The organism is Candidatus Levibacter sp. Uisw_134_01, assembly GCF_047717795.1.
In the GTDB taxonomy this organism is placed as follows: Bacteria; Pseudomonadota; Alphaproteobacteria; order Puniceispirillales; family Marisalimonadaceae; genus Marisalimonas.
Window position 1 is genome coordinate 925,238 of sequence record NZ_CP159808.1, and the last position, 19,128, is coordinate 944,365.

17 protein-coding genes and 1 pseudogene are annotated in these 19,128 nt (G+C 28.3%); 17 read left to right on the plus strand and 1 reads right to left on the minus strand.

The genetic code is table 11. The features are described from left to right. Nucleotides 1-11 precede the first annotated feature (11 nt). The 17 genes and pseudogenes from dnaE to lpxB all read left to right on the plus strand — a co-directional run bounded on the left by dnaE (nt 12) and on the right by lpxB (nt 17,782). Nucleotides 12-1,442 carry a DNA polymerase III subunit alpha gene (gene dnaE, locus ABXT66_RS04890; protein WP_443644541.1) on the plus strand — a complete coding sequence of 477 codons (1,431 nt, stop codon included), beginning with the start codon at nt 12-14 and terminating at the stop codon, nt 1,440-1,442. Nucleotides 1,443-1,500: 58 nt separating this feature from the next. Then, nucleotides 1,501-3,444: pseudogene (locus ABXT66_RS04895) on the plus strand (DUF655 domain-containing protein); the annotation flags it as partial. A gap of 134 nt (nt 3,445-3,578) precedes the next feature. Next, nucleotides 3,579-4,391 carry a 30S ribosomal protein S2 gene (rpsB, locus tag ABXT66_RS04900; RefSeq protein ID WP_443644542.1) on the plus strand — a complete coding sequence of 271 codons (813 nt, stop codon included), beginning with the start codon at nt 3,579-3,581 and terminating at the stop codon, nt 4,389-4,391. 38 nt (nt 4,392-4,429) lie between these two features. Next, the gene (tsf, locus tag ABXT66_RS04905; RefSeq protein ID WP_443644543.1) at nt 4,430-5,356 is read left to right on the plus strand and encodes a translation elongation factor Ts; all 927 of its coding nucleotides are present in this window, start codon (nt 4,430-4,432) and stop codon (nt 5,354-5,356) included. Nucleotides 5,357-5,380: 24 nt separating this feature from the next. Beyond that, nucleotides 5,381-6,097: a UMP kinase gene (gene pyrH, locus ABXT66_RS04910; protein WP_443644544.1), complete on the plus strand. Its 717-nt coding sequence runs from the start codon at nt 5,381-5,383 to the stop codon at nt 6,095-6,097. Between the two features lie 11 nt (nt 6,098-6,108). Beyond that, the gene (frr, locus tag ABXT66_RS04915; protein WP_443644545.1) at nt 6,109-6,666 is read left to right on the plus strand and encodes a ribosome recycling factor; all 558 of its coding nucleotides are present in this window, start codon (nt 6,109-6,111) and stop codon (nt 6,664-6,666) included. A 2-nt stretch (nt 6,667-6,668) separates the two neighbouring features. Next, nucleotides 6,669-7,349 carry a polyprenyl diphosphate synthase gene (gene uppS / locus ABXT66_RS04920; protein WP_443644546.1) on the plus strand — a complete coding sequence of 227 codons (681 nt, stop codon included), beginning with the start codon at nt 6,669-6,671 and terminating at the stop codon, nt 7,347-7,349. Beyond that, nucleotides 7,346-8,179 (plus strand): phosphatidate cytidylyltransferase, encoded by an 834-nt coding sequence (locus ABXT66_RS04925; protein WP_443644547.1) that lies wholly within the window; start codon nt 7,346-7,348, stop codon nt 8,177-8,179. The genes uppS and ABXT66_RS04925 overlap by 4 nt, the downstream gene beginning before the upstream one ends. Before the next feature lie 15 nt (nt 8,180-8,194). Next, a complete protein-coding gene (gene dxr / locus ABXT66_RS04930) occupies nt 8,195-9,343 on the plus strand; it encodes a 1-deoxy-D-xylulose-5-phosphate reductoisomerase (protein ID WP_443644548.1) in 1,149 nt (382 codons plus the stop codon). A gap of 1 nt (nt 9,344) precedes the next feature. Next, the gene (locus ABXT66_RS04935) at nt 9,345-10,415 is read left to right on the plus strand and encodes a M50 family metallopeptidase (protein ID WP_443644549.1); all 1,071 of its coding nucleotides are present in this window, start codon (nt 9,345-9,347) and stop codon (nt 10,413-10,415) included. 41 nt (nt 10,416-10,456) lie between these two features. After that, nucleotides 10,457-12,733 carry an outer membrane protein assembly factor BamA gene (bamA, locus tag ABXT66_RS04940; RefSeq protein ID WP_443644550.1) on the plus strand — a complete coding sequence of 759 codons (2,277 nt, stop codon included), beginning with the start codon at nt 10,457-10,459 and terminating at the stop codon, nt 12,731-12,733. A gap of 30 nt (nt 12,734-12,763) precedes the next feature. Next, nucleotides 12,764-13,381 (plus strand): OmpH family outer membrane protein, encoded by a 618-nt coding sequence (locus ABXT66_RS04945; protein ID WP_443644551.1) that lies wholly within the window; start codon nt 12,764-12,766, stop codon nt 13,379-13,381. Nucleotides 13,382-13,392: 11 nt separating this feature from the next. After that, nucleotides 13,393-14,439: a UDP-3-O-(3-hydroxymyristoyl)glucosamine N-acyltransferase gene (lpxD, locus tag ABXT66_RS04950; protein WP_443644552.1), complete on the plus strand. Its 1,047-nt coding sequence runs from the start codon at nt 13,393-13,395 to the stop codon at nt 14,437-14,439. A gap of 4 nt (nt 14,440-14,443) precedes the next feature. Further along, nucleotides 14,444-14,923, plus strand: a complete 480-nt coding sequence (fabZ, locus tag ABXT66_RS04955) for a 3-hydroxyacyl-ACP dehydratase FabZ (RefSeq protein ID WP_443644553.1) — start codon at nt 14,444-14,446, stop codon at nt 14,921-14,923. Continuing rightward, nucleotides 14,920-15,720: an acyl-ACP--UDP-N-acetylglucosamine O-acyltransferase gene (gene lpxA / locus ABXT66_RS04960; protein WP_443644554.1), complete on the plus strand. Its 801-nt coding sequence runs from the start codon at nt 14,920-14,922 to the stop codon at nt 15,718-15,720. The genes fabZ and lpxA overlap by 4 nt, the downstream gene beginning before the upstream one ends. Next, nucleotides 15,720-16,529, plus strand: a complete 810-nt coding sequence (gene lpxI, locus ABXT66_RS04965) for a UDP-2,3-diacylglucosamine diphosphatase LpxI domain-containing protein (protein ID WP_443644555.1) — start codon at nt 15,720-15,722, stop codon at nt 16,527-16,529. The genes lpxA and lpxI overlap by 1 nt, the downstream gene beginning before the upstream one ends. Before the next feature lie 29 nt (nt 16,530-16,558). Continuing rightward, complete coding sequence (lpxB, locus tag ABXT66_RS04970; RefSeq protein WP_443644556.1) at nt 16,559-17,782, plus strand: lipid-A-disaccharide synthase; 1,224 nt, start codon at nt 16,559-16,561, stop codon at nt 17,780-17,782. Between the two features lie 3 nt (nt 17,783-17,785). On the opposite strand, the gene gltA is transcribed toward lpxB, so the two are convergent. After that, on the minus strand, nt 17,786-19,087 hold the full coding sequence (gene gltA / locus ABXT66_RS04975; RefSeq protein ID WP_443644557.1) for a citrate synthase: 1,302 nt from the start codon (nt 19,085-19,087) through the stop codon (nt 17,786-17,788). Between the last annotated feature and the right edge of the window lie 41 nt (nt 19,088-19,128).

Genomic DNA, 19,128 nt, shown 5'->3' on the forward strand with positions numbered 1-19,128 from the left:
AAACTTTTAATATGAAAAATACATTTGTGCATCTCAGAGTTCATTCAAATTTCTCATTAGCTGAAGGGATGCTTTCTTTTGATTATTTATCTAAATTTTGTCGCAATAATTTACAACCTGCCATTGCAATAACTGATACTTCAAATATGTTTGGTGTTCTTGAGTTTTCACTTGAGATGGTTTCAAAAGGTATACAGCCTATTATAGGCATGCAAGTAAATATTGCTGAATCTAATGAGAATGAAATTGATGTTGGAGAAGTTGTATTAATTGCTAAAAATGAGATTGGTTATAAAAATCTTTTGGCTCTTACAAGTCAGTTAAATAATAATATTGATTACAAAAAATTTATAACTTGGCAAAATTTAAAAAATCATACTGATGGCTTAATTTTATTAACCGGTGGTATTGAAACAGGATTTATAGGAAAACCGGCGTCTTTTGAAAATACAACTTTAGTAACTAAACGATTGAAAATTTTAAAAAAATTATTTCAAGATAATTTATATATTGAACTGCAAAGACATGGCTTAAAAAGTCAAATAATTTCAGAAAAAATTTTAATTGACGCAGCAGAAAATTTTAACTTACCTATTGTTGCCACTAATGACTGTTTTTTTGAAAACCCTCAAAAATTTAATTCTCATCAGATATTAACTTGTATTGATAAAGGTTTAACTATTTCTTCTTCAAATAGAAGGCTGTTAACAGCAGAACATTATTTAAAAGATAGTTCTTCTATGATTTCTTTATTTAAAGATATTCCAGAGGCTATAGAAAATACAATTGTTATTGCAAAAAGGTGTTCTTATTTTGCAAAAACTCATAAACCAATATTGCCTAAATATCCTGGATTAAAAGATATAAGTGAAAATGATTTTCTTTATAAGATTGCAGAAGAAGGTTTAAAAGGAAGAATCAATTGTTTAAATAAGAAACTCACTACTGAAGAAGAATTAAAATATTTCAAAAGGTTGAAGCTAGAGCTAAGTATCATTAACGAAATGGATTTTTCAGGCTATTTTCTAATTGTTTATGATTTTATAAAATGGTCAAAAGATAATAAAATACCGGTTGGCCCAGGACGTGGTTCTGGAGCAGGTTCAATAGTTGCTTGGGCTTTAAATATTACAGATCTTGATCCAATCAAATGGGGTTTATTGTTTGAAAGATTTTTAAACCCAGAACGTGTTTCAATGCCAGATTTTGATATAGATTTTTGTCAAGATCGTAGAGAAGAAGTCATACAATATGTAAGAAATAGATATGGTCATGACAGAGTAGCTCAAATAATAACTTTTGGAAGTTTGCAAGCAAAAGCAGCTATAAGAGATGTTGGTAGAGTAATGGAGATGCCCTATGGACATGTAGATAAAATTGCAAAGTTAATTCCATTTATTCCTTCAAAGCCTATGACTATCAAAGAGGCCATAAGAATCTGAGGATGCGCTAAAACAAGAAATTTCAGAAAATGAACAAGTTGAGCAACTTATTAAAACTGCTATTGATTTGGAAGGTTTAAATAGACATGCATCAACTCATGCTGCTGGATTAGTTATAGGTGATAAGCCCTTAAGTGAATTAGTTCCACTTTATAAATTTAATGAAGAGGAAATTCCTGCAACTCAATTTAACATGAAATTTGTAGAGAAAGCAGGTTTAGTTAAATTTGATTTTTTAGGTTTAAAAACTTTAACAATTTTATCAAAAGCTGAGATGCTTATAAAAGCAAAAGATAAAAAGTTTAATCTTAGTGATATTTCACTAGATGACAAAAAAACTTTTGAAATGTTATCTTCTGGATCGACTACTGGTGTTTTTCAACTAGAATCTGCTGGGATGAAGGATGTCTTAATTGGACTTAAGCCTGATAGATTTGAAGATATAATAGCAGTTGTGTCATTATATAGACCAGGCCCAATGGAAAACATTCCTACTTATATCAACAGAAAACATGGTAAAGAAGAAATAGTATATATGCACCCAGATTTAGAAGAAATTTTGGATGAGACATATGGTATTTTTATTTATCAAGAACAGGTTTTAAGAGCAGCTCAGATTTTAGCAAATTTTTCTTTAGGGTCTGCTGATATTTTAAGAAGGGCTATGGGGAAAAAAGACAAAAATGAAATGTTTGAACAAAAACAATCATTTCTATTAGGAGCTAAAAAGAAAAATATTAATGAAAGCAAAGCAATTGAAATTTTTGATCAAATTTCTGCTTTTGCCGGCTATGGGTTTAATAAGTCTCATGCTGCTGCTTATGCTCTTATTGCTTATCAAACTGCATGGATAAAATGTAATCATCCAGAAGAATTTTTTGCTTCAATGATGACAGTTGAATATAACAATAATGAAAAGTTATCAATTTTTGTAGAAGATTTAAAAAAAATTAATATTTCAATTCTTCCTCCTTGTATTAATAATAGTTCTTATAGTTTTATAATCCAAAAATTAAATAATAATCCTTTATCAATCCGGTACTCATTATCAGCATTAAAAAATATAGGGCATGAGGCAGTTCAAAAGATAATTGAAGTTAGAAATGAAAAAGGTAAATTTGAAAGTTTAGACGATTTTTTAAATAAAGTTCCATATAGCTTACTTACCAAAAAATTACTTGAAAGTCTGATTATGTCTGGCTCTTTTGACTGTTTGGATATTAACCGAAATAAATTATTTAATTCGATTGATACAATTTTAAACTATTCTAATTCAATAGAAAATGAAAAAATTTCTAATCAACAAAACCTTTTTAATGAAACTGATAATAATCAGCTATTTATAAATTTACCTGAAACATATAATTGGGGAGAAGAAGAAAAACTGAATAATGAATTTTTGTCCCTCGGTTTTTATTTATCCTCACATCCTTTAAATTTATTTTTAGATATTCTTAATGAAATACAAATAATAAAATCTTCAGAGATTTTAGAAAATCCATCTAATTATGCGAGAAAAAATATTAAATTAAGTGGCTTAGTTTTTAAACTTCAAAAAAGACAGTCTCCTAGAGGGAAATGGGCAACTTTTCAATTAAACGATTTAGGAGGTAATTGTGAAGTAACTTTATACTCTGACACGTTACTTAATTATGAACATCATTTGAATCAAAAAAAACCAATTTTAATAGATGCTGAACTTAAAAGTGATTCAAACCAAGGCATTAGAATAATCGCCAAAAGAATAATGTTATTAGAAGAGTATATTTTACAAAAAAAGTTTGATTTAATTTTAACTTTAAATGATCAAAGTTCTATTATTGATATAAATTTAATTACACAGACTTTAAAGTCTGGTAAATCAAATATATTTATAAAATTCATAGTCGATAAAAAAATAATTAAAATAAACATTTGTGAAAATGTTAAGTTATCAACGTCTTTGTTAGATGACTTCTCTAAAATTAAGAATATTAACAATATAAAATATTCTCTGAATTAAGTGTTTTTAAAAAACTTGCAATACCAAATAAATTAATTTATTAAATAAAAATCTTGTGTAATGCTTGGTTTCAATCTAACCATCCGGTGTTTTTTTAAGCATTACTTAACATTAACCGGTAAAAAGGAAAAATTATGTCTACTCCAACCTTTACTATGCGTCAATTACTTGAAGCTGGTGTCCATTTTGGACATCATACCAGAAGATGGAATCCAAAAATGGAGCCATATATATTTGGTAAAAGAAATAATATTCACATTCTAAATTTAGAAAAAACAGTTCCAATGTTGTATGAAGCTTTAGGAGCCATCAGTTCAATAGCTAAAAATGGAGGTAAATTCTTATTTGTTGGGACAAAACGTTCAGCTTCCGAACTCATTGCTCAATCTGCCATAAATTGTGGGCAATATTATGTTAATCATAGGTGGCTTGGTGGCATGCTTACTAACTGGGAAACAGTTTCAAAATCAATACAAAAACTTAAAAGTTTAGAAGAAAGGATTGATTCTGGAGAGATAAATAATCTTACAAAAAAAGAAAGACTTAATATTGAAAGACAAAAAGAAAAATTAGATTTAACTCTTGGTGGTATTAAAAATATGAATGGTATTCCTGATGCAATTTTCATTATTGATACTAACAAAGAGGCTATAGCCGTATTAGAAGCAAATAACCTTAATATTCCAGTTATTGCTGTGTGTGATAGTAATAGTAACCCTTCTGGTGTTGATTTTCCTATACCAGGTAATGATGATGCTTTAAGAGCTATATCTTTATATTGTGATCTAGTTGCAGCATCAGTTTTAAAAGGTTTAGAGAGCAATCTTGAATTAAGTGGGATAGATGTAGGTGCCTCCGAAGATTTAAAGGAAGATAATATTTTGGTCAAAACTGAAGAGCAATCTGAAGATGTTTTAAATATTTCAGTAGCTTCAGACAAAGTTTAAATTAACTACAACTTACTTATCCTTAGAAAGGAACATATATGACACTTTCAGTATCAATGGTTAAAGAATTAAGAGAGAAGAGTGGTGCTGGCATGATGGACTGTAAAAAAGCTCTTCTAGAAACTGATGGAAAAATTGAAGAAGCAATCGATTGGTTAAGAAAACAAGGTTTGTCTGCAGTTGCAAAAAAATCAAGCAGAGTAGCAGCTGAAGGCCTTATAGGTGTAACTGTAAAAGATAATCAAGGAGCATTAATTGAAATTAATTCTGAAACTGATTTTGTAGCTAGGAATAAGCTTTTTCAAGATTTTGTCAAAACTTGTAGTGATTTATCCCTAACGTGTAACGAAGATATTGAGATTTTAAAACAAATGCAATATCCTAATACTGGGAGATCAGTAGATCAAGAACTTGCCAATAATATTGCTACAATTGGCGAAAACATGAATGTTAGGCGTTCTAAAATTTTGAAAGTTTCAAATGGAGTTATAATATCATATGTTCATAATAGTGTTGCTGATGGTTTAGGAAAGCTTGGTGTATTGGTTGCTTTAGAATCTAATGGGGATAAAGATAAATTATTATCTGTAGGTAAACAAATAGCTATGCATATTGCAGCAACGTCACCTAAGTCTCTCAATATTGAAGACTTAGACGAAGAAGTAGTTGATCGAGAACGTCAAGTTTTAATTGATCAGGCAGTAGCTTCTGGAAAGCCTAAAGAGATCGCAGAAAAAATGGTCAATGGAAGAATGTTAAAATATTTTCAAGAAGTTGTGTTGAATGAACAAGTTTCTGTAATTGATGGCGAAACAAAAATAAAAGATGTTGTTACAAAATTACAAAAAGATTTAGATACTGAAGTTAAACTCTCTGGTTTTATATTTCTTAAATTAGGTGAGGGCATTGAAGTAAGTGAGAATGATTTTGCGGCTGAAGTGGCTGCTACTGCAGGCATTAAATAGAAAATATTTTTTTGAGGTCAATACTTGAATAATTTCAAATGGAAAAAAATATTACTTAAAATTTCTGGCGAATCATTAATGGGTGATGACTCTTTTGGTATTAATACAGATGTTGTTAAGTCTTTTGCGTACGAAATTAGTGAAGTGGTCAAATCTGGTTTGCAGATTTGTATTGTTGTGGGTGGTGGTAACATATACAGAGGTATATCCAATGCCAATAACGGCATGGATAGAACAACTGGAGACTATATGGGGATGTTAGCCACAGTAATGAATAGTCTTGCTATTCAAAATTCTCTAGAGCAAATTGGTATTCAAACAAGAGTGCAATCAGCTCTTCCAATATCAGCAGTTTGTGAGCCTTACATCCGTAGAAGAGCAAAAAGGCATATGGAAAAAGGTCGTGTAGTAATATTTGCTGCAGGAACAGGTAATCCTTATTTTACAACAGATACAGCTGCAGCCCTTAGAGCATCTGAAATGAACTGTGAAGCTCTAATTAAAGCTACTCTTGTTGACGGTGTATACTCATCAGATCCTAAAAAAAATAAAGATGCTATTAAATATGATCATTTAAGTTATCTAGATGTTTTAAGTAAAGACCTGAAAGTAATGGATGCATCTGCTGTTTCTTTGGCTAGGGAAAATAAAATACCAATTGTTGTATGCTCAATTGCGAAAAATAAAAACCTTACACATGTATTAAACGGTAAAGGTTCTTATACAATTATTTCTGATTAGGAGGTGTTGATATGGTGTTATTAAACTCAAATGATATTAAAGTTCGAATGGAAAAAGCACTAGATGCTCTCAAAAAAGATTTAAGTAGCTTAAGAGTTGGTAGAGCTTCTTCGACTATGCTTGATACTATTAACGTTAATGCTTATGGCAGTATAATGCCGCTTAATCAAATTAGTACAATTAGCGTTCCAGAATCTCGTTTGTTGTTGGTATCAGTTTGGGATAATTCATTAGTCGCAATTACTGAAAAGAGTATTAGAGAGAGCCCTCTGGGTTTAAATCCAATGGTTGAAGGAAATGTTATAAGGTTATCTATTCCACCTTTATCTGAAGATAGAAGAATTGAAATTACAAAAATAGCATCAAAATACTCAGAAAATGCTAAAATAGCTGTACGAAATATAAGACGTGATATTATAGAAAATATTCGTAAACTTCAAAAAAATAGTGAGATTAGTGAAGATCAAAAACATAAAGATGAAGCAATAGTTCAGGAAATAACTGACGAAATTATTAAAACTATAGATTTGATTTTATCTAATAAAGAAAAAGAAATATTAGAAAATTAATAATGGAACTTAATCACCTAGCTATAATTATGGACGGTAATAGACGCTGGGCTGTTTTAAATAATCGTCCTTCTTACGAAGGCCATAGGTTTGGAGCTGATAACTTGTGGAAGGTTATAAAAGACATTGATAACTATTCTATTAATTATCTTACATTATTTGTTTTTTCGACAGAAAATTGGAAACGTTCTCAAAAAGAAATTTTATTTCTACTAGCATTATTGGAACAGTTTCTTGATGATTTAGAAAGTAAAATTGAAGATTATAATTACAAAATCAGATTTATAGGCGATTTTTCAGAATTTAGTAAAAAAATACAACAAAAAATATTATATATAAATAAGATCACAAAAAAAAAACCTGGCATGACTATTACTTTAGCCCTAAATTATGGTGGTAGATACGACATAGTGTGTGCTATTAATAATATATTAAAAAATAGAGACAAGCTAAAACATATTAAACAAGAAGATTTTAAGGATTTCACACTTAACGCAAGCATTCCTGATCCAGATTTATTAATTAGAACTGGTGGTGAGAAGAGATTGTCAAATTTTCTTCTTTGGGATTTAGCTTATACTGAATTAATTTTTTTACCTGATTTTTGGCCAGATTTTAATAAATCTTTATTAGATAAATGTTTAAAGGATTATTCTAAAAGAACAAGAAAATATGGGGAATGAAAATCAGCTTAAATCTAAAAATTAAAAATTTTATAAATGTTAAAAATTTTAGATTAAGGCTTCTTTCAACTGTGCTTTTATCATTGATTTTTGTTACATTATTTATTTTAGGTAATCCTATGTTACCTGTGTTTATGATTTTTATATTTCTTGCTGTTTTGTATGAATTTAACATTATTTGTAATAGCAAGTTTGTTTTTGTTAATTTAATAAATGTTTTTGTTTTTCCACTTTTACTTTTATTTTTTTTGCTATTTGAAATTAATGTTATTAGTATACCGTTAAAAGATAATAATTATTATTATTTGGTTTTCATACTAATCGCATTAATTACAAACCTATTTTTTTATAAAATTTATTCAAACATTATTAACTTTATAATGTCAAATTTACTAATTATTTCTTTTTTCTCTCTAATCAAGATTCTCTTAATCCCTAATGGTTTAAATATTTTTTTATATTTGGTTCTTCTGGTATCAGTTATGGATATTTTTGCTTATATAGGAGGAAATGTTTTTGGTGTAAAAAAAATAGCTCCCACTATTAGTAATGGTAAAACAATTGAAGGCACCTTAATTGGTTTATTTTTTTCAATCTTAACATCTGTTTTAATTAGAGATCTTATTGATATAAATTTTGTATATGCTTTAATATTAGGTTTTACTATTGGACTTTTCTCTTTTTTTGGAGATCTTTTGGAGTCTTTTTTTAAAAGAAGGATTGGGATTAAAGATAGTGGAAAATTTATTCCTGGTCATGGTGGTTTTCTAGATAGATTTGATGGATATATTTTAATTCTACCTTTATTTAACCTAACTTTAATTTTTTAAATATAAAGGCAAAATTTGATAAATAAAAAAAATATTGTTTTACTTGGTTCTACAGGATCTATTGGAAATTCTGTTCTAAAGTTGATAAGACAAAATAAAAATCTCTTTAATCTTATTGGAGTGTCCGCTCATAATAATGCTGAACTATTAAGTAGAATAGTTGATGAATTTGATGTTCCAAATGTTGTTTTATCTAATGTTAATAATAAAACCAATTACAATGGTAAATACAAACTAAATACTGGACATCAAGCATTAATTGATTTAGCTGCAATCGAATGTGATATAGTTATAACTGGAATAATAGGCGTTACAGGTTTACATTCTGCTTTTTCAGCAATCAGTGCAGGTAACGATTTAGCAATAGCAAATAAAGAGACTTTAGTTGCAGCTGGAAATATTTTTATTGATAAAGCTTTTGAAATGAAGGTTAACATTTTACCAGTAGATTCAGAACATAGTGCTATATTTCAATGCTTGAATATGAAAAATATAAACAATTTGGAACATATTACACTTACTGCCTCTGGTGGTCCTTTTTTGAACACACCAACAAAAGATATGAAAAATATAAAGCCTAAAGATGCTATTAAACATCCAGTATGGAGTATGGGTAGAAAAATTTCTATAGACAGTGCTACCATGATTAATAAAGCATTAGAAATTATTGAAGCTTCAGTTCTTTTTAACCTTAAAAGTGAACAAATAAATGTTGTAATTCATCCTCAATCAATAGTTCACGGTTTGGTTCACTATAAAGATGGATCGATTATAGCTAACTTGGGTTTTCCAGATATGATTACACCAATAAGTGTTGCTCTTGGGTGGCCAAATAGGTTGGATTTGAATTTAAAAAAATTTTCTTTAATAGATGTTACTAATTTAAGTTTTTTTAAACCCGACCTAATTAAATTTCCTGGTCTCAAGCTTGGATGGGATGCTTTAGATAATCCTTCTTGCTCTCCCGTTGTTCTTAATGCGGCAAATGAGATAGCAGTTGAAAGTTTTTTAGATAATAAAATTAAATTTACTGATATAGTAAATGTTATTTTTGAAATTTTAAATATTTATAGTCCAACAAGTCCTTCTAATATCAGCGATGTTGTCGAAATTGATAAACTGGCAAGATCTAAAACTTTAAATTACATAAAAGGGTTTAACTAATATGTTTGAAAATACTTTTTTAATGTCTTTTATAGGTTTTTTTATTATTTTAACACCTCTGGTTTTTATTCATGAATTGGGTCACTACTTTGCAGCAATAAAATCTGGAGTTAAAGTTGAATCTTTCTCAATTGGTTTTGGCCCTGAATTAATTGGGTTTAATGACAAAAATAGCACTAGGTGGAAATTTTCTTTAATACCTTTAGGTGGTTACGTTAAAATGAAAGGAGAACTAGTCAATGTATCTAGTGCTTCTATAAATAGAGAAGATGAAAATAATACTTTTCTTAATGCAAGTCTGTTGTCAAGAATATTTATTGTTATTTCAGGTCCAATTGCTAATTTAATTCTTGGTTTAATTTTAATTACTAGTATTTATGTTTTTAATGGAAGATATATTACTCCTCCCATAGTGGATGAAGTAATAGTATCTCAACCAGCTATGGTTGCTGGCATGCAATCAGGTGACAAGGTTGTTTCAATTAATAATATAAAAATCAATGATTTTACTGAAATCAAAAAAATTGTTGAAGAAAATCCACTAGAATTATTGTTATTTAAAGTTTTAAGAAATGATTCTTTAATTTTTTTAAATATCATTCCAAATAATTATTTTGATACTAAATCAAAAGAAAATATTGGTCGCATTGGTGTTAAAGCTTCCTCTTCAATATTAAAAAAATTATCAATATTGCAAGCTATTGAGTTAGGTTTTTATGACTCTATCCAAATGACTTTTGAATGGTTAAGAGGTTTAAAATCTTTAATTTCAATTGATGTGGATAAAAAAGATATCCTTGGTCCAATTGGAATAGCAAAAATATCTGGTTCAAGCTTAGATGCAGGCTTGTTTTCAGTGCTCTTTTTAATGGCTGTCCTATCTATAAATTTAGGTCTAATTAATTTGTTACCTATACCTGCATTAGACGGAGGATACCTTGTCCTATTTATTTACGAACTTTTTTTTCGCAAACCCTTACCAAATTCAATCCAAGTTTTTTTATTAAAATTTGGATTTATTTTTCTTATATCGGTAATGTTGATAATAACAGCATTTGATCTAGGATTTTAACTTTAATTATTATAAAGTAATACAGAGAGGTTTAAAATAATATGCTTAAATTTTTGTTAAAAAATATATTTTCGTATAAACTATTGTTTTTGTTGTTTTTTTCTGCGAATATTTCATATTGTTTAGCAGATAGTTTTAATTTAAAAAAAATTGAAATAATAGGTGAGCAAAGATTATCAGAATCTTTTATTAAAAAATTTGTTCCTAATTTAAAAGATGGAATTATTAATAACCAGGATTTAAATAATTTAACAAAAAAATTATACATGACTGGTTTTTTTTCTAACGTTGAACTCAAAATTATCAAAAATACCCTAAAAATAAGTGTTAAAGAATTACCTATAATTAATGCTGTTTCCTTTAGTGGAAACGATTTTCTTAACGATGATCAACTGAATAGCATTGTTTCTATTGCACCAAGAGAAATTTTTAATAAAGAAATATTAAATTCAGCTATAGAAAGAATACGAAGTGAATATCAAAAATCAGGCCGTTATTTAGCTGAAGTGAATGTTAAAAAAAATGATTTATCAAAAGGTAGAATTAATTTAAATTTCGAAATTAAAGAAGGTATGCCTCTTGTCGTAAAAAACATAAATTTTTTAGGTAATGAAGTCTTTTCAGATAGTGTTTTAAAATCTAAATTATCTACTAAAGAAGACGCATGGTATAAATTGTTCGGATCAAATAAATTCGTTCCAGAACGTTTGGAATTTGATAAAGAAAATCTAAAAACTTTTTATAACGAAAGAGGATATATTGATTTTAAAGTAGAAATTGCGCGAGGTGATCTATTGCCAGATCTTTCTGGATTTAACTTAAATTTTGTTATAAGTGAAGGTCCTAGATATTTAGTAAATAATATAAATATTCAAACAAAATTGATAGATAAACCTATTACCTCATTGTACGAAGATCTTTTTATTAAAAAAGGTGATTTTTATGATTCTAGAGCTTTAGATGAAAGTAAAAAATATTTAAATAAATATTTTATAAACCTTGGATATAGTTTTGTAAAACTCAAATCCTCAATTAAAAAAAATGAAAATCTTGTTGATATAAATTTTTTGATTTCCAAAGGTGATGAGAAATATATTAATAAGATAGTTATTTTAGGAAACACACGAACAAATGATAGTGTTGTAAGAAGAGAATTATCGTTTTTTGAAGGTGACGCATTTAGTAGAAGTGAACTTTTATCGTCAATTAAATCCATTAAAAGGTTAGGGTACTTTCAGTCTGTAAGCTATAAAATTGAAGATAATTTTCAAAATGACTACTTAGACATAATTTTGACTGTGAAAGAAAAGAATACTGGAAGTGTGAGTATGGGTGTTGGGTATTCTTCTCTTAATAATACAACTTTAAATTTTGGATTAAATGAGAAGAATTTTTTAGGAGAAGGTAACAAAGTTAGATTTGATGTTTCTCTATCTGACAAAAAAAATACATATAATATAGGTGCAACTGATCCATACTTCATGGACAGGCCATTATCAATGTCATTTGATGTATATAATGAAGAATCTGAAAACACAAAAGGTGACGTTAAATCTTCTTCTTCTGGAGTTGGAGTAAGCCTAGGTTTAAAGGGCAATTCTTGGTATCAACAATTAAAATATAATTATTATTCTTCAGAAACGACTACATCTTCGACATCGACTGCCAATTCTATCACTGGCGAAGAAGGTTTAGAAATTACAAATTCAGCAATAACTGTTAGAATTTCACAAGATACACGAGATGATTATTTTAATCCTAAATCAGGACACTTAATATCATTTGCAAACACATTAGCTGGATTTGGTGGTGATTCCACTTTTATCAAATCTGTATTAAATTCCAAAATTTTCTATCCTATAAATTATGGGGATTATACATTAGGCTTAAAATCTGGTGTAGGATTTATTAATGGTCTTGATGATAAAATAACATCTTCAAATAGATTTCGTTTGGGTGGAAAAACTTTACGAGGATTTGATAATACTGGAGTTGGCCCCAGAGATACAGGTAACAATCAAGTTGTCGGCGGCAATAATTTCTATAACTTTTCTATTGAATTAAATTCCGATGAATGGATGCCCTCAGATACGGGGCTAAATTGGCTTGTTTTTTCTGATATAGGCTCAATTTGGGGAACGGACTACGAAGCAGGTGTTCAAGGTTATGATGATATTGCCCCAAGAATTACTTATGGTTTTGGGTTGTCAATGATTACGCCTGTAGGCCCATTGCAAATGATATGGGGTTTCCCTATTCAAAGTGAGAACTATGATTTGGAAGAGAGCTTTCAATTTTCAATAGGTACTAGTTTTTAGAAAATTATTTAAGTTTGATTAGAGTTTTTAATGTTATTTTTAAATATTGTATATTTTATAAATATTATAGAAAATAATCAGATTGTTAATACTGATATAATTAACATTATAAACAATTCAGAAAGTAGCTTCTATCCAATTCCGATTTCTAATACTGTTAATATTGATAAAATTGGAATTGTTGACTTTAGGTATATTTTAAAAAAATCAAATGCAATCAAAGTTTTAGGTGATAAATTTATTTTTTATGAAAAGAAAATTAATGAAAAAATAAAACTTAAACAGAAAGAACTTAAAATCGAAGAAAAAAAAATTTTAAGCAGGAAAAATAAACTTACAGACGCAGATTATAAAAATAAATTAAATTTATTTAAATCAGAGGTTTTTGAAGTTCAAAAAAAATATAAAGAAGATAGATTAATATTAAACAATTCTTTTCAAACGTTTCAGAAAAAATTAAAAGATTTATTAGCTCAAGTCATTAAAGATGTGTCAAAAAAAAGAGAAATTAATGTCGTTTTTTTAAAAGAAAATGTATTTTTATTTAATGATCCATCCATTGATTTAACTAATGAAGTACTTGATTTGTTTAATAAAAAGACAAAGTCAATGTCAATTACTATCACTTTAAATGATAAACCTTTTTAGGCTATTTATTGATGAATAAACATTTTTTTCAAATGAAACGTAAGGTTCTGTTATGTGATGTTTTAAATGATCTCAATGTTTCAAATCATACCTTTTTAAATATCAACTCAAACTTTGATAAAAATATTTTAAAATATCAGATTGATGATTTTGTCTCTTTTTTAAGTTTAAAACCTAATTCAATATCTTTTTTTGAGAATAAAAAAAATAATTCTACGTCTGTTAATTCTGGAGTATGTATTATTAAAGAGAGAAATTTAAAACTAATTAATGATAATATTATAAAAATCCCTTATCAAAATCCTAAATTAGGTTTCTCAAAATTACTTGAAATCTATTTTACAAAGAATAATACTAAATTAAATAACCAAATACATCCAACCGCAATTGTTCATAAGACAGCTCTTATTGGTGAAAATGTCTCAATTGGAGCTTACTCAAATATCGAAGAAGGTGTTGTAATAGAAAATGATGTTTTTATAGGAACAAGAGTAAATATTTCTTTTAATTGTAAAATTGGTAAAAGATCATATATTTCTTCAAGTGTTTATATTGAGTGTTCAATATTAGGCGATGATGTATATGTTGCTCCTAATTCTGTTATTGGAAAGTTAGGATTTTCATTTACCCCAGATACAGGCAATACATTTTTAACACCTCATATTGGAGCAGTTACTATTGGAGACGGTACAAATATTGGTTCATGTTGTACTATTGATAGAGGATTAATTGATAACACTATAATTGGTAATTATGTAATGATTGATAACCAAGTTCATATAGGACACAATTGTGTTATAGCAGATTATTGTGTACTAGCAGGTCAAGTGGGTTTGTCAGGGTCTGTAAAATTAGAAAAAAATGTTATGATGGGTGGAGATGTAAGTATTAAAGATAATATTACTATTGGAGAAAATTCAATAATTGCAGGAGCTACCAAAATTTTTAAAGATTTTCCAAAAAATAGTAAAATTGGTGGAAGTCCTGCACAAGATTTAATGAACTGGCAAAGGCTTATAATAGCCCAAAAGCAATTATTAAAAAAAAGAAAGAATTAAAAAGATGATACTTAAAAACAATGATGGCAACCCTATAGAACTGGGACATAATGAAATAATAGATTTAATTCCTCACAGGCATCCTTTTTTACTAATAGATAAAATTACCGATATAGACTTGGGTAAATCTGTGACTGGTATCAAGTCAGTAACATATAATGAACCCTTCTTTTTAGGTCATTTTCCTTCTTATCCTGTTATGCCAGGAGTTTTTATTCTGGAGTCCATGGCACAAACTGCAGCATCTTTAGTTTCTTATGGGGATAAAGAACTATCTAAAAATAACCTTGTTTTTTTTACAGGTATTGAAAAAGCAAAATTTAGAAAGCCAGTAATTCCTGGGTGTATTTTGTATCTTAAAGTTAATATACTTACTAATAAAAGACATTTGTACAAATTTAATGGTGAAGCTTTTGTTAATAATATTTTAGTTGCCACTTCAGATTTTTCAGCAATGCTAGTTAATCAGGACAAAGCTAAATGAGTAATAGTATTGACCCTACGGCTATTATTGATCCAAAAGCTAAAATTGCACAAAATGTTACAATAGGCGCTTATTCAATTATTGGTCCTAATGTAATTATTGGCAAGAATACTGTAATTCATTCACATGTTATTATTAACGGTCACACCAAAATAGGAATAGATAATGAAATTTATCCATTTTCCGTTATTGGTTTAAATCCTCAACATTTAAAGTTTTCAGGAGAAATTACTGAATTAATTATTGGAGATAATAATATTATTAGAGAACATGTCACAATTCACCCTGGTACTCTTGTAGGTACAAAGAAAACCATTATTGGCAATAATGGTCTTTTTATGGTTGGTTGTCATGTTGCTCATGATTGTGTGGTTGGCAATAATGTTGTTTTTGTTAATAATGCCGTTATTGGCGGACATGTTATAATTTCAGATTTTGTCTATTTAGGGGGGCAAAGTGCAATTCACCAATTTTGTCGAATTGGTAAACACGCCATAATTGGAGCCGGAACAACAATTGATGGAGATGTCATACCTTTTACATCAGTAGTTGGTAGTAGAGGTCACCTTAGTGGTTTAAATTTAGTGGGCTTAAAACGTAGATCTTTTTCAAAAGAAGAAACTAAAACTCTTAGAAATGTTTATCGCTTATTGTTTGCGCCTGAAGGAACATTTAATGAAAGATTAGCCGAGGTTAAAGAAACTTATAGCAAAAATTTACTTATTAAAGAAATTCTTAGCTTTTTATCAAAAAGCTCAAATCGACCTTTAGTCCATCCTAAATTGGATAAATTTTGATGCAATTATGTATAATTGCAGGCGGTGGTAATTTACCTATACAATTAGCTAAAGAAAACAAAGATGCATTTGTACTATGTATTAATGAACATTCTCATTCTAGATCTTTTAAAAATAAATCTGCCAATGTCTCGTTATTAAATTCTGACAGTTGGATTGAAGTTTTAAAATTTAATAACATAACTCATATTATAATGGTTGGAAAAATAAATCGTCCTAAAGTAATAACTCAAAAATTAAGTAAGAATGATGAAACCTTGATTAGTAAAATAAATTCTTTGGGAGATAATTTAGCTTTAAACTTAATTGAAGATTTTTTTAAAAATCATGGTTTTCACATACTTCCATTTTCGTCATTTTTAAAAGATTGTTCATTGCCTAAAGGATTCTATCCAGAAAAGAAAATACTCCCTTCTTTTCAAAAATATATTTCAGATAGTGCTGAAGTTGGTATTAATTTATTAAATACAATTTCTAGATTTGATGTTGGTCAATCTGCTGTAGTTAGCTCTAAATTAGTTTATGCAATAGAAGGTCAAGAGGGAACGGATTGTATGATTGACAGGGCTGCTTCTCTATCAAATAAAAATAAGTTAATAACACACCCAGGGCCAGTCTTAATAAAAATTCCTAAAATCAATCAAAATATTAATTTAGACCCTCCAGTTGTTGGTTTTGAAACTGTAAGAAAGTGTATAGAAAATAATTTTAGCTCTCTAGTTGTTTCATCTAATGGTACTATAATTTTTGAATTAAAAAAAATTATGAACCTAATTAACGCGAAGAATTTTGTTATTTATGTTGTCTAGAGATTTATTTAACTGGATGTATTAAATTTATGACATTTAAAATTAATAAAAAATTTTTTGTTCTAGCAGGAGAAACATCAGGTGATTATATTGGTAGCTCTATAATAAGAGGGTTAAAAAAGAAAGAAGGGGAAAATAGTATTTTTTTTGGTATTGGTGGATCTCTTATGAAGGAAGAAGGTCTAAGATCGTTATACGAGATGAATGATTTTAATATAATTGGTTTTATGAATACTATTTATAATTATAAAAAATTAAATCATTATAAAAATACTATTATTAAGAATATATTTGAAGAAAAACCAGATGCAATTATAACAATTGATACAAAAGGTTTTTCTTTAGCTTTAGCAAAAAAACTTAAAACTTTATTTAAGAAAAGTGATTTTAAATGTCCTTTAATACATTTCGTGCCGCCAACTATTTGGGCATATGGGCAATCTCGAATAAATAAGTGGAGAAATTTGCATGATGGATTATTCTGTTTGTTTAAAAATGAAGAGGAAATTTTTTATAAATATAATGTTAAGTGTGCGTATATAGGAAACCCTGTAATTGAAAACTTTTTAAGTATTAATAAAAAAAATAATAATTTAGAAAATCTACATAAAAAATATAATATTCAAAAAAAGGATATTAATTGTCTTTTATTTCCAGGCAGTCGAGATAAAGAAATTAATAATTTAATTGATGAATTTATTTTATTAATTAAAAATAACAAAAAAAATATTAAAAACATTAAAAACATTAAATGGTTTATTCCAACAACTAAATTACAGTACAAAAAAATTATTGATAAAATAAAAATTTCTGGTCTTACTACATATGTAAAAGTTATAATTTTAAAAAAAAATTATGATATTTTAAAATGCGCTGATATTGCTGTTGCGTGCAGCGGTACAATTACTTTGGAACTTGTATTATTTAAAATACCTACCATAGCAGTATATAAAACAGACTTTTTGAGTTCATTTATAGGTAGAATATTAGTTGATTTTAAAAATGTACTACTCCCGAACTTCTTGCTTGATAGACAACTTGTCCCATTTTTATTTCAGGAAAGATGTCAATTCAAATATATTAGCCAAATTTTATTTGAAAATATAGAACAAATAGAAACTAAAAGAGTATTATTTGAAAAAGCATCAAATGAAATTATAGATAGAATGAAATATAAAGAAGGTAGAAAAAAATTTAATTTTTCTAAAAATTCTAGTGAACAGATAATGAGTATTATTAATAATTTTAATTAATTTCTATCTTTTATCTAAATTTATAAAGTCTCTTTTTTGATATCCTGTATATAATTGTCTAGGTCTTCCAATTCTTTGAACAGGATCTGTAATCATTTCATTCCACTGAGCTACCCACCCAACAGTTCTTGCAACAGCAAAAAGTACCGTGAACATATCAGTAGGAAAACCCATTGCTTTTAGAATGATGCCAGAATAGAAATCTACATTTGGATAAAGTTTTTTCTCAATAAAATATTCATCATTAAGTGCTATTTTTTCTAGCTCCATTGCTATTTCTAGTAAAGGGTCATTTTTTATACCTAATAAATTGAGAACCTCATGACATGAAACTCTCATCACAGCAGCTCTTGGGTCATAGTTTTTATATACTCTATGGCCAAATCCAAATAATCTAAATGGATCGTTTTTATCTTTAGCTTTGTTTACGTATTCACCAATTCTACTTACGTCTCCTATTTCAGATAACATTTTTAAAACTGCTTCATTCGCACCCCCATGAGCTGGCCCCCATAAAGAAGCTATGCCTGCTGCAATGCAAGCAAAAGGGTTGGCTCCAGAGGATCCAGAAATTCTAACTGTTGATGTTGAGGCATTCTGCTCATGATCTGCATGCAATATTAAAATTTTATCCATAGCCTTTGATATTATGGGATCAATTTTATACTTTTCAGCAGGTACAGAAAAGCACATATGTAAAAAATTTTCTGCATATGTTAAATCATTTTGTGGGTAATTAAATGGTTGACCTAGTGAATATTTATAGGCCATGGCTGCAATTGTAGGTATTTTCGCTATTAAGCGACGAGAAGAGACCATTCTTTCATATGGGTCATTAATGTTAGTTGAATCTGGATAAAAAGACGAAAGAGCACCTACAACACCTACCATTATAGCCATAGGATGAGCATCACGCCTAAAACCTCTGTAAAAATTTATAAGTTGTTCATGAACCATAGTATGAAGAGTAATTGCATTTTCAAATTCTGTTTTTTCGTCTTTTTTTGGTAATTCACCATTAAGTAGTAAATAAGCAACTTCTAAAAAACTACTATTATCTGCTAACTGGTCAATAGGGTAACCTCTGTGAAGCAATACACCTTCTTCTCCATCTATGTAAGTGATTGCTGATTCACAAGAACCAGTTGATCCATAACCAGGGTCATAAGTAAATATGCCTAGATCACTATAAAGAGATCTTATATCTAATACAGAGGGTCCAACTGTTCCAGATAATGTTTTTAATTCTAATTCTTTGCCATCAAAAACGATCTTGTTTTTTTGTGAATTTGCATTATTTGACATGTTAATTACCTTAATAAGTATAAATGATTTAAAATTTCTTA